Here is a 12399-nt window from a genome sequence, read left to right on the forward strand (position 1 = left end):
GTGCTAATTTGTAAATTCGTGGCAAAAAATCTAAAGCTTCCTCCTATAGAATTAGCTAATAATAATTTTGTGTTCGTGACGGTATTGCGAAGCGCTTTTACCGGTGTATTGTTTGAAAGATTTACTAAAATGACTAAAATTATTAAAGCCGCTTTCGTAACATACTTCATTTATGCTTATTGGTTTTTCGGCCAGTAGTTTTGAGGCATGAACCAAACGATATTCGTTTACGAATTCTGTAAAGGTTTTATTGGAAATCTTCTTAAAATAACGGCAAAATGAAGGCGTTGTCATACTTACCAGACTTGAAACCTCATCTATTGCGATAGATTCCTGAAAATGATCTTTTACATAATTAAAAATAACATTGATACGATCATTGTCCTGTGTTTGCAATTCTAACGAAAATCCGTCGGCATTAAGCACAGTATATTCTTCAGAAGAATCTAATTCGTCTAAAACACTCAGGAGCGTCAATAAACGTTCAAAAGGAAGCTGGTGTTCCATCATCTCGATTTTCTTACCGATTCTTTTTTTAGTTTCTCCGCCAAAAGCAATTCCGGCTTTTGCCTGACTAAAAAGATTTTGTATCTTTTTCATTTCGGGAGCAACAAAAAAATCGTTCCCTAAAAACTCCGGTTTTATATGAATAACGGTTTCATTAATGTTTCCCGTTTGTTCATTTGTAAAACCACAATGTGGTAAATTAGCACCTATAAGTATCAAACTACCATTCGTATAATAAGAAACGTGGCTTCCTATTTGTCTTTTGCCCGCCCCACCATTTATATAAACCAACTCGATTTCTGGATGATAATGCCATAAATGCGCTTTACTATTGGTCTTTTCGGCGTGCTTTGTGTAGGTAAAAGAACTTCCGTATGAGTTTGATATCACTTCAAGAGCTGGGGCAATTGTCTTCATGATAATTTCTTTAAAAAATAATAGCAAATTTAACAAAAACACCTAATATAATTTAAAAATTAACCTATAACGGTTTCGTAAATGAGAATTTTGCATAATAATCATTAAAAGTTAAATGCCCGAACAACTACATTTGATAGATTTTTTTCATGATCCGTATTTTTTTGGTAGATTTTTTCCATAAATCGTATTTAGTACTGCTATTTAATACCGATACACGATATTTGTAAGAATATTAGAAATTTTATACAAATGTTAATTTTATTGAATAATTGAAAAATAATAGCCGAATTAACAAAAACGCCTAATATAATTCAAAATTTAACCTATAACGGTTTCGTAAATGAGAATACAGCACATAAATTGGAAAATACAGTTGTGAAAAAAAAGCAATGACCAGAGTAATTTAGCATCAGAAAATTAAAGCAATAATTTAAAACTAAGAGCTATGAAAAAGATATTAAAATTAAGTTTAGTGTGCGCAGTACTTTTTACAGGAATGACTACTTATGCAATTGACGGAAATGATAATGGTGCAGCTGATTTTAACCTTCATGTATTAAAGGCTAATGGAAAGCTAATTACGTTTGCTTTAAACCAGGTTAAAAAGGCAAGTATTAGTATTTACGATAAAAACAATACTTTAATCTATTCTGAAAATGCTTTTGGAAAAGAAGGAATTTTAAGAACTTTTAGTTTAGAAGAACTTCCAGCAGGAACTTACTTCTTACAAGTAGAAGACAGCGTTAAAAAAGTAAGACACGAAATTACAATTACTGATGATACATCTGTATTATCGTCAAAAGCAGTTTCGTCAGCATATAAAGCAAATACAATTGCTCAAAATTCAAGCGTAGCAGTACGCTAAAAAAGTTTATACTTCTCATAAAGTATAAAAATGAGGTTAGATAGTTAGTAAAGTTAAAAACATGATTGTTTTGAAACAGCTCTTTGTGGTTATTGAGCTGTTTTTTTTGTGCCCTACTTTTTTGGATTTGCCAAAAAGGCACTAAGACACAAAGTTTGTGTTTTTTTTGTTTAACCGTAAAGAGGCAATCCCGATAGCTATCGGGATCGTGAACTTTATGTTTTTAAACCCCTTTAAATATAATCTTTGCGTTCTCTGTGGTTAAATAAAAACTTGCTACATGTTGAAATTAGCATTAAACACTAAGAGTTTTATATAACACTACGCTCAAAAACACAAAGTTCAAAAAGCTTTGCGATTGTGTGTTTTATAAAATCCTCAATAATATCATCCCAAATCAATTATTCCTATTTGCAGCTAAACAATGTAGAAATGCTTTGTGTTAGTTTCTTGCGAAGATCCTTAGTTCCTCGGGAGGACATTGGGAGGAAATGAAAAATCCGCTTTAATCTGCGTTTTCCCTTTAGCGAATCCTTGTCATGCGCGTACCCTCTCAACGTTACTCCACAAAAATTTTGTAAGAAAACCAGATCAATCAATATTATCTCAATTCAAACAAAACATTAAAAAATAATAACCTAATTAACAAAAACGATAAAAATAATTCAAAATTTAACCTATAACGGTTTCGTAAATGAGAATACAGCATCGAAATTGGCAAATAGAGTTGTTAAAAAACACCTACATCATAAGTAATTTAGCATCAGAGAATTAGAACTATTAATTTAAAACTAAATACCATGAAAAAGATTTTAAAATTAAGTTTAGTATGTGCGGTACTTTTTACTGGAATGAGTACTTATGCAATTGACGGAAATGAAGATTTTAATCTTCACGTATTAAAGAATAATGGAAAAGTAATTACGTTTGCCCTTAATCAGGTAAAAAAAGCCAATTTATCGATCTATGACAAAGAAGGTACTTTAATTTATTCTGAAAGCGCTTCAGGTAAAGATGGAATTTTGAGAACTTTTAGCTTGGAAGAATTTCCTGCCGGAACTTACTTCCTGGAAGTTGAAGATAATGTAAAAAAAGTGAGACACGAAATTACTATAACTGATAATGCAACTGTATTATCAAAAAAAGCAATTTCATCAGTTTACAAAGCAGGTTTTTCTGCTAAAAATACAAACGTAGCAGTACGTTAAGAAGTTATACTGAAAAGTATAAAAGTGAGGTTAGATAGTTAGTAAAATTTAAGACGAATAATCGTTTTTTAAACAGCTCTTTGTGGTTATTGGGCTGTTTTTTTATGCCCAATTTTTACCTGAAAATTTTCGTGAGCTTATTTTTAGAAAACTATTCTTAATAAATATAATAGTTTGATTTTTACACGATTAAAAAACAGGAACTAAAAACATCCAGAAGCCCAGTAATTACGTACATAGTTCAGTCAAAACACAGAAACATCTTTAATTCAGCAATTTACACATATAAAAAAGTGATTTTTTTGCATAAAATTAAATTTCAATTTGTAGTTTTGAGCGTTCCACAAACAGTAATTAACAATTTAAAAAAAACATGACAAATTTTACCAAAATGGGCTTAGTTGTTGCCGTATTTTTAACAACAATCTTTACTTACGCAATTGATGGAAAAGGGGATTATATTTTGAATATAAAAACCGGAAACGGAAAAGTAATTAGCTTTACTTTGCACAACGTTGAGAAATCAGTTTTTTCTATTTACGACGAAAACCATAATTTAGTGTACACAGGAGCATCTGCTACAGATAAATTAGAGATTTCGAAAACTTTAAGTTTAGAGGCATTTCCTGCCGGAACTTACACTTTAGAAGTAAACGAAAATGGTAAAGTTGCGAAACACGAAATTGCTGTTTCTGCTAAAAAATCAAAAACTATTAAGCTTGACGAATCAGTAAACGAAAGTCCTGGTTTCCGTCGTTAATTGTTTTTTACGTAAAAACTGAAAAGCATCGGCCGTGGCTGATGCTTTTTTTGTTTTATAAAAAATGATTTCATCCATAATAAAACAAACAATTATGAGTTATACAATTGATTTACATAATTTTACAATAAAAACAAATACAATTGATTTTTTTTATTGTTTTAAGGATTAAGCATTTCTCAAATTCATTCAAAAAAATGTCTATGCAACAAAAACCAGCTATTTTACTATTATTGACTGTTTTTTCATTTCGGGTTGCTGCCCAGACTGAAGAATTTTACACTACTGATAAAATAAGCGACAAATATGCTTATGTCGACGTAATTAAAACTTACGAAAATGTTGCTGCAAAAGGATACAAATCTGTAGACCTGTTTCAAAAATTAGGAAACTCCTCTTATACACATTGTTATTTTGATAAAGCAGCAGTATGGTACGGCGAACTATTTGCTATGACATCAGATTTAGACCCCATCTATTATTATCGCTACGCAGAATCATTGCGATCCCTTTCTCAAAACGAAAAAGCCGATGCATTGATAGAAAAACTAAAAAGTAAATCTAACGCAACGGTAAGACGTAAAATATAGAAAGACTTATATGTTTTGGGTTCACGAGCAGGAAGTTTGTATTAACAGCTTAGCTTAAATTCTAAATGCTTATGTGGTGGCACATAATCTTCATTCCATTCTACTTCAATATATTTTGATGCATATTCTTTCATATTCTCAATACCATCAAGCAAAATCGCTGACCCTCCTTCTTTTACTGCATTATTTACCATCTTAAAAGCAAACTCAGTTCCCTCCCAATCCAGTGCGGGTAAGTCAAATATTATATCTTTTGTTTTTGAAAGAGCTGCATATAAAGTCAAAAGCTTTCTTGGGGTTCCTGCCAACTTCTCTATTTTAGTTTCTTTTGTAATCCATTTATCTTCAAATATTCTATTAGAAAAAGGACTTTTAAGATCTGCGTTTTTCTTAAGATATCTTCCAACTGTCAAAGGGAAAAAGTTATCCCTAAAATATGATCTTCTAAAATACTCGACAAATCTCATCTTTCGATGCAAGATTACATTTTCATGCTTAATTTTACCGCAAAAAACATCTCTTAGGAATACCTGAGCATCATAATAATCGTCCTCTTTATACAAAAACAAAACGACTACTTCACCTTCATACAAAACAAAAGGCGGTATATAAAAAGTATCTGTTTTAATCCCTGTATTTTCTAGAACAATTTTCATTATAACTTAAGATTTATGTCTTTTATAAAATAATATTAAACTTAAATGCTAATATATACAAACAAACATTTCTAAAATTAAGGAAACACGTAAAGCACTTAAATTTTACAAACAAAGCAAAAAAACCTCTCAATATCTTGAGAGGTTTTCCATAAATATAAATTGTAAATTTTTACATATTCCTTCTATACTGATTTACCCTTATTTTACTGACATCAATATAGTTTTAGTCAACATTTAGTCAATAAGAGTAAAATAATTAGAGCCAAAAAGAAAATCTAAAATTCACTTTAAGTTAAAACAATAGTGCTAAATATTAGCTCTTCTACGGATAGCGAATCACCCATAAAAAACAGAATATCAATGCAATAATATCACTAAAAAATAAAAAGTAATATCATATTACTTAGTAATATTTTTTTCGATAACACAAACTTTTGTTTACTTTTTTTACTACTTTTGTTTCAAAGAAAAAGCCACCAGTTCCAGTAACGAAATCTAGTGGCTAAAAGTTTACTTTTTACAAGCTTGGATTAGTTTTCTAATCTGCTTGACAAGGTGGCTCACCTGAGATAACATCAGGGATGCACACATTACATAAAGTATTTTCATAAGACCGAAAATAATATGGGATTATAAATTCCACGAAAACCAAAAGTTCCCGCTTTTGGTTTTTTTGTTTCGCGTAATAATGTTTTTCATTATCAAGACAAATATAATTCTTTATTGCATAAAAATGAATCAATTGTTATTAACAAAATTACGTCAATAATTACCCTCACTAGAGAATACAGGCTTAAACACTACATATAATACAGAAATAAATTAACATTCTACTCCTCAATGTAAAATTGAAAAGTCACATTATTAAGTATTAATCTATATGTAATATTATTTTGCTTCCATGTTCTTCCACTCCATTTCCCATCAATAAATTCTTCTTCTTTCACTCTTCCGATTTTTTCAACATCAATTCCTAACAGCTCTGTAATATTATCAACTAATTTTATTACTTGCTTTACATATGTTATATAATTATCAGACTTATTTTGACTTAATAAAAGACTTATGTAACTATCATCGTTTGGTATATATACAAGAATTTTATTAAAAAAATCAAATAAAAAATATGGCATAAAATATGTCCTTAATTTACCTCCTTCTTCTTCGCTTTCATAAAACTCATGATTTTTTAATACATCGTACGCTATAGGTAAATTTAAACTAACATCTTCGATATTTAAATATCTATTATAATAATCAACAAACTCTTCAGGTTTAAATACAACAGTCTTTACTGAAAGCTTTTCATATATCTTTTTTGTTTTATTATATGATTTCTTATCATTTAAAACATAAAAACTACACGTTGAAGCAAATGATGCATGAAATGCATCTTCTGTAGTATTTTTAAATGTTTCTTTTCGACCTTTCTTTACATTCACATTGTCCTCTTGATATCCAAACATATCCAATAAAATATATTCATTGGAAATCTTGTTAAACCATTCAGGAGCATTTTTCGAATTATCAATATATCCATCAATTGCAAACCCCTTATTTTTTTGTTCTTTGTCTATTAATTTATAAGGTTCTTCTATATTGAAAATCTTATCTCTATTAATACCGAATCCATCTTGAACAATTTCTCGTAAATGTTTATAATTATCATTTTCATTAAGGGCAATATTCATTTTACTAAAGCTTTGAAAAAACCCCTCCATTGTCGGATTCTCTTTCAGTCCAGGAAACATTTTCTCCATTTGGTCTGCAACTTCTGGATTTTCAAGTGCTTGAATAAAATCCTCTCCAAGTGAGATAGATTTTAAAGAATTAATAAATGTTTCTCCTATTTCTTTTGTTGATTCGTCTTGATTGAAAATTTCACTTAAACCATCAAGACTTATGTCGTTAAAAGTATCTTTCATTTCAACTCTCTGTCCAAATAATTCAATAGGAGACGTATAATCTAAAAGAATAGACTTTCCATCATTGTATAAACAATGGTCATTTGTTAACTTACTTAAGAATTCTAAATCTAATCGTATTAATTCTTTTTGCCTTTCGGTTTCATTAAAACTAGACAAGATATCGCCAATATGAGAAGTTGAATAAGGTACTAATAATTTAGGATTGTCAAAAATTATATTATTCAATTCTGGATGATTCCCGTTTTTCATTTGTGATATTACATTCCAATCAAGATATACTTTAATCATAGCTTTAATTTTATAATTCGTTTAAATTCAGAATAATATCTTTTTACACAGAAAAATGACAGAGTTATTATTACATCTCACTAGTAATTGTTATCGAGTGAAATACAAATTTTTTTGTCATAATTCCATCGAAATCTCCTTTTTCATTAACCCATATTTGCTTGACATTTTCAAAAATATTCCTATCAAGTTTTATTTTTGCATTTGGATTATGGTAAATCGTTAGGCTTTCAGCCCAATTTTCAGTTACCTCTCCTTTTTTAACTTGATGTGCAAAATCTTTAGCTTTTGCATTTGGTTTAGAATCATCATATTCATAGCCAGAACGAATAATAATTAAATCTCTTTTAGATAAGTTATGTTCAAATCCCATCCTATTAAATTTGTGTAAGTCACAATTATTAGAAAAAATTACAGCACTTATGTTCTCTGTGTCTGGTTGCGAAAAGAAATTTGAAGGAATAGTTTTACCTTCATGAATATGTTCTTCTACTGGTTCATTTTTAGCATTTAATAATAATCCTCCTATCTCTTCAGATGTGATTTTTATACCATACAAATATTCCATGATTTTAGCGTCAGGAATGAATTTTGATATATAATTATGTGATGGGGTTACAGCTAAAATTAAAGGTTTGCCTTTAACCCAATCTAATTCCCAGTACCTTTTGTTTAATTTTGAATATAAAACGCTTCCTAATCTTATTGAATAATAATCTATAAGTTCCTTTTGAATTTTTAAATCATTTTTTTCTACCGCTTCTTTAATAAATTCTCGGGAGTATCTCTCATCTTCCTTTTCAGCGGATAAACTTGCCTCAATAAAGAAATCATATCCATTCTTTTGTACATGAAAATCAGGTCTATTTACATCATCAATTTGTTCAAAGTTATTTTCAAATAAAAAAATAAATAAATATATTTCCCATAACCTTGCATCAAATCCAGTACTTTGAAAATCTTTTATGAAATTTCCATCTTTATCATCAAAGCGATTACAAATATTCTCAATAATATTTCTCGCTGGTTCAAATAAATTGCTTTCAGTAAGCAGTTTAAATCTTGCGTGAAGATTTTTTTCTGGAACTAATAAATCGTAAATATTCTTCATTTTTTTAGTTGATATCGTTGTGCAAATTTTTTAAGAATTTATTTTAATTCTTACTCATTTTTTCTTCAAGAAGATTTAGATATGACAATGCAAATGATGCTGAACATACCAACTCAGAAGCTGTTTTCTTATCTATTTGCTTTTCAGTCTTACCAGTGTGAGCTAGAGAATTTCTATAAGCTCTCAACCTGTTTAAATTACCTCTAATGAAGTCTGGAATTTTAGGAAAATTATTGTAATGTGCTATTAAAGGAAGTAAAATATTTAACTGATAACTATAAGTCGCACCACTACTTAAAAAATCTTCAACCCTATCTTTAGCCGCAAATTCTGAAAAGTATCTTGTCATAATATTATTTAATGTAGACTCGACGGATACATTTGATGGAATTACACATCCATTATAATCTTTTAATGTAAAAGACTCAACAGCATTAATAAGATTTTCCCAAATCTGATTATCATCCGATTTTTCAGCCCAGTTAATTTGTATTGCAACTGGAGTTTCTTCTGCGGTCTCACCAAATGGACGACCATATAAATTGATAATATTGGGAATATAATGCCTAGGAGGAGTGTTCCCGTGTAATTCAACTGGAAATAAACCAGTTCCATTTGGAGTATAGCTAGTTTGTAAAATTTTTGATTGCTTAGGGATTCCAATCTGTTCTAAATCTAAATTAAAAATTTCATTTGGCTTCATAAAAATTCTTAAACTTGTAGTAAAACCTCCAACTATTGCATAGGTGTATGAAGGAACATCCCATTCGAAATGCCTTAATAATAAAGCCCACCAGTCAAGATTTGTTTCACATTTGGGGCACTTGATTTTTATTTTATGAAAATAATTGGATAAATTTTCTTGCGTAATTGGGAATGAAATAGCTTTACATTCTGGACACGGAGTTTGATATATTTCTGTATGTAATAAATCGTATTTCATTTGTTGATAATTGCTGTACTTCTAAAATTAAGATTAATTGTTCTAGATTTATAGTATAAAAATGTAAGGTTTTATCCTTTTGCTAATATATACTATTTTCCCACACTTATGAAGTTTTCGTTCATTGTGTTCATTTTTAAAAGTCTGAACATAATAAACATGGACAATTTTAATATCAGCCAATATCTATCCCTTTTTCTGTTCATGGTGTTCATAATGTTCATGCTAAAAACGTGAACAACGTGAAAATGAACACTATTTTTTTAGATATTTGTTTACGACTCCTAGAGATATACATAATTCTGTAGCAATTTGTCTTTGTGTTTTACCAGATACTGATAATTCTTTAACCTTACCAATTATATTCTCTTTGTCCGTTTTCTTAAATTCTTTCAGATGAGTTCGTTCTTCAGCGTAATTTACAAACTCAAATTCCAGAAAATTTTCAGGCTTTGAAATTTGACAAACACAGACATTTTCAGAATCATAAATTTGTTCCGTGTTTCGCTGTTTTAACTGCTTTAAGTATCGTAAACTTGAATCTGAAGAACTTTGCCCAATTGCGAATGCGCTATCGCAAAAATTACTCAACATTTTACTTCCTGCTATATCATTAATAGTTAAAGGTTTTGACAAATCTCTCTTAGGTGTATGACCAAGAACTAATATTGATAATTCATGTTTATTTTTTAATGCTTTCAATTGTTTCATTAATGGCAAGGCATCCTTAGCAGACTCATTTCCATTTTTAAGAAAAGTAATATTATCTATGATAATTATTTTTGCACCTGTTGAAATAATTGAATGTTCTAAAGAATCACAAAGATAATCTTCAAAATCCTTACCATCTGGCACTTCAGCATCACTATTAATTTCTATTCTTATAAAATTGTCATCGAAATCATAATGCTCGCTATAGTCTTTAGAATATCTATTTTCAAATTGCTTTAATGAAAGTTCGAAATCAAAATATAAAATAGCCTGTTTTGGTGAATCTAATTTGAAAGGCACTATTGATTCATTCTTACTTATACTATTTCCAATCTGAACAGCCAGAATAGATTTCCCCAAATTTGTATCTGCAAAAAGAATACATAATTCGCCTTCAAACCAGAATTCGCCAAAAAGCATTTTTGGAACTGGTTTACTTTTAGCCTCTTCCATCCATTGGGTAGCAGATTTAATAGTGAATAATCCAATATTCTCATTTAGCCCTCTTGAAACCTTTTCAATCACAGCCATATCACTTGTATTAGCACATATTTCCACATCGTTATACAGATTTATCATGACTTATGAATTAATAGGTTTAACGGCTTCTAATACTTCGTGACGCTTATAATAAATACGATTTCCAATACCGTAACTTTTTAATTTTCCACTTTTAGTATGTTTCCATAGACTTGTCTTATTAAAAGAAAGAAGTTCACATACCTCATCTCTTGTTAATAACACATTTTCAGCGTTCATTTTTTCTGGGGCTTTTTCAAACATTAATACTTTTAATGCTTCTGCTAGTTGTTCAATTGTAATACCGTTTAATAAGATTTGATTATTCATTTTTATCATGTTTAAGATTATGATGCAAATGAAGATTAGGGTATTTTTAGGGATTCCCTAATTCGCATAATCAAAATAAATAAAATTACTAACACATTGATTTACAAGACTTAAATACAATAAAAAAACCACTTTAAATTAAAGTGGCTTTACGTTTATGTTTTAAATCAAAAAATTATTTATTCAAAAATGGTGGTAATTCAAAATTAAATAACTCCTGCAATGGTACTTCTAAAGTACGGGCAATTTTAAATATAGTACTAATAGTAGGATTTATTCTGACTGTCTCGATTCTAGCAATTTGAGATAATGTTAATTCGGAACGATAAGCGAGTTCTTCTTGTGAAATCCCCTTTTCAGAGCGTATTTCCTTAAGTCGCTTGGCAAGCAACTGTAAACCTTCTTGGTCGAAGATTAATTTTCGGGTTTTAGTTTCATCTTTTTTCACTTCATCAAAATGAAGATATAAATAATAAAATCATTATAGCACTTGTGCTATAATTTATATATTTGCCATACAATAAGAAATAATGTTCACTTTAAAAACCAAAAACACAAATGAGAAAAGTATTTTTCCTAGAAAGAAACCCAAAACTAGATTACAAAATGTTTTATAGATTTTTATTAATACTGATAGTTTCAATTCTATCGGTTAGTTGTAACGACTATCCAGCTGACCTAAAACTCAAGAAAAAAGCAAATGATTTACGATATGATAAATTATCTGTTCAGGCAGACACATCAAAAACCACCAATGATTTTGAGAAATTATTAAATGATTATACCGAATTGAGTAACGATATAACAAGTTTTAACGGTGACTGTCAAAAAAGAGGAATTAGAAATAGGGATAAACACATTCATGAGGTTCTAAAAGAAATAGCACATTGCAAACAAGTATTGGCTACAGCCAGCCGATATGATTATGATTCATCATCAACATCATCAAACAGCAGTTCTTACTCGTCAAGCAAAACATGCTCATGGTGCGGAAAATCTTTCAGTGGAGAGCACTATACTCATTTAGGCAAAATGTCAGATTGCTATAGAACAAATTCCACAACATCAATAGGATATTATTGCTCACAGAAATGTTGCAGTGAAGCCCGTAGAAGCTCATGTCCTACGTGTAGATAATCTTAAAACGTTAAATGTTTGATATGCTTAAACCATCCTTTTAGGGTGGTTTTTGCTTTTAAGGGGTATTTTTTACAGGAAAAATAGTTGTATTATAATTCTAAAAGAGCACGTATCCTACTTATGAGACAATCCGTGCTATCCCCCGAATATCCCTGCCTTATGCCCCCTCCCGCCTTATCTTTTATGATAAAATAACCAAGATTTTTAATCTGGTTACCTTTCTTATATTACACAAAATACATCTAATTCATAAGCTCTTATGATACTGTGAACAGATTATTAGATATATTTTCAGGATTTCGGCATAATTGTCTCACTTTGACACAGAAATTATCCAGTCCAAAAAAAAATATTTTTCAAAAAAAGTCCCAATAAGCTACACTTTGAAGAATTTGTTAGTATTTATTATACAGATGCTTG

General features: G+C 29.6%; 13 protein-coding genes. 5 read left to right on the forward strand and 8 right to left on the reverse strand.

Features of this window, described 5'->3' with window-relative positions; all coding sequences use genetic code 11:
- Positions 1-51: 51 nt before the first annotated feature.
- Positions 52-924, reverse strand: coding sequence for an AraC family transcriptional regulator (locus tag GIY83_RS13305; RefSeq protein ID WP_194615315.1), 873 nt, complete (start codon positions 922-924; stop codon positions 52-54).
- Between the two features lie 448 nt (positions 925-1372).
- On the opposite strand from GIY83_RS13305, the gene GIY83_RS13310 reads away from it, so the two are divergent.
- The 4 genes from GIY83_RS13310 (at position 1373) to GIY83_RS13325 (ending at position 4350) form a co-directional block, all read left to right on the forward strand.
- Positions 1373-1792 (forward strand): secretion protein, encoded by a 420-nt coding sequence (locus GIY83_RS13310; RefSeq protein ID WP_208681775.1) that lies wholly within the window; start codon positions 1373-1375, stop codon positions 1790-1792.
- 800 nt (positions 1793-2592) lie between these two features.
- Positions 2593-3000 carry a T9SS type A sorting domain-containing protein gene (locus GIY83_RS13315; RefSeq protein WP_194615313.1) on the forward strand — a complete coding sequence of 136 codons (408 nt, stop codon included), beginning with the start codon at positions 2593-2595 and terminating at the stop codon, positions 2998-3000.
- A gap of 373 nt (positions 3001-3373) precedes the next feature.
- Entirely contained in the window at positions 3374-3760 is a 387-nt protein-coding gene (locus GIY83_RS13320) for a secretion protein (RefSeq protein WP_208681776.1), read from the forward strand.
- Positions 3761-3963: 203 nt separating this feature from the next.
- A complete protein-coding gene (locus tag GIY83_RS13325; protein ID WP_194615311.1) occupies positions 3964-4350 on the forward strand; it encodes a flagellar motor protein MotB in 387 nt (128 codons plus the stop codon).
- 41 nt (positions 4351-4391) lie between these two features.
- Here the strand turns inward: GIY83_RS13325 and GIY83_RS13330 are convergent, their stop codons facing one another.
- The 7 genes from GIY83_RS13330 to GIY83_RS13360 all read right to left on the reverse strand — a co-directional run bounded on the left by GIY83_RS13330 (position 4392) and on the right by GIY83_RS13360 (position 11287).
- Positions 4392-5006 (reverse strand): hypothetical protein, encoded by a 615-nt coding sequence (locus GIY83_RS13330; protein WP_208681777.1) that lies wholly within the window; start codon positions 5004-5006, stop codon positions 4392-4394.
- 833 nt (positions 5007-5839) lie between these two features.
- The gene (locus tag GIY83_RS13335) at positions 5840-7225 is read right to left on the reverse strand and encodes a hypothetical protein (protein ID WP_208681778.1); all 1386 of its coding nucleotides are present in this window, start codon (positions 7223-7225) and stop codon (positions 5840-5842) included.
- A 70-nt stretch (positions 7226-7295) separates the two neighbouring features.
- The gene (locus tag GIY83_RS13340) at positions 7296-8336 is read right to left on the reverse strand and encodes a hypothetical protein (protein ID WP_208681779.1); all 1041 of its coding nucleotides are present in this window, start codon (positions 8334-8336) and stop codon (positions 7296-7298) included.
- Between the two features lie 43 nt (positions 8337-8379).
- Positions 8380-9279 carry a hypothetical protein gene (locus GIY83_RS13345; RefSeq protein WP_208681781.1) on the reverse strand — a complete coding sequence of 300 codons (900 nt, stop codon included), beginning with the start codon at positions 9277-9279 and terminating at the stop codon, positions 8380-8382.
- A 255-nt stretch (positions 9280-9534) separates the two neighbouring features.
- Complete coding sequence (locus tag GIY83_RS13350) at positions 9535-10521, reverse strand: AAA family ATPase (RefSeq protein ID WP_229029097.1); 987 nt, start codon at positions 10519-10521, stop codon at positions 9535-9537.
- Between the two features lie 51 nt (positions 10522-10572).
- Positions 10573-10839 (reverse strand): helix-turn-helix domain-containing protein, encoded by a 267-nt coding sequence (locus GIY83_RS13355; RefSeq protein WP_229029098.1) that lies wholly within the window; start codon positions 10837-10839, stop codon positions 10573-10575.
- A gap of 175 nt (positions 10840-11014) precedes the next feature.
- On the reverse strand, positions 11015-11287 hold the full coding sequence (locus GIY83_RS13360; RefSeq protein ID WP_208681789.1) for a helix-turn-helix transcriptional regulator: 273 nt from the start codon (positions 11285-11287) through the stop codon (positions 11015-11017).
- Between the two features lie 158 nt (positions 11288-11445).
- On the opposite strand from GIY83_RS13360, the gene GIY83_RS13365 reads away from it, so the two are divergent.
- Positions 11446-11976: a hypothetical protein gene (locus GIY83_RS13365; RefSeq protein WP_208681790.1), complete on the forward strand. Its 531-nt coding sequence runs from the start codon at positions 11446-11448 to the stop codon at positions 11974-11976.
- Positions 11977-12399 lie beyond the last annotated feature (423 nt).

Source organism: Flavobacterium sp. SLB02 (assembly GCF_009664855.1).
Classification (GTDB): Bacteria; Bacteroidota; Bacteroidia; order Flavobacteriales; family Flavobacteriaceae; genus Flavobacterium.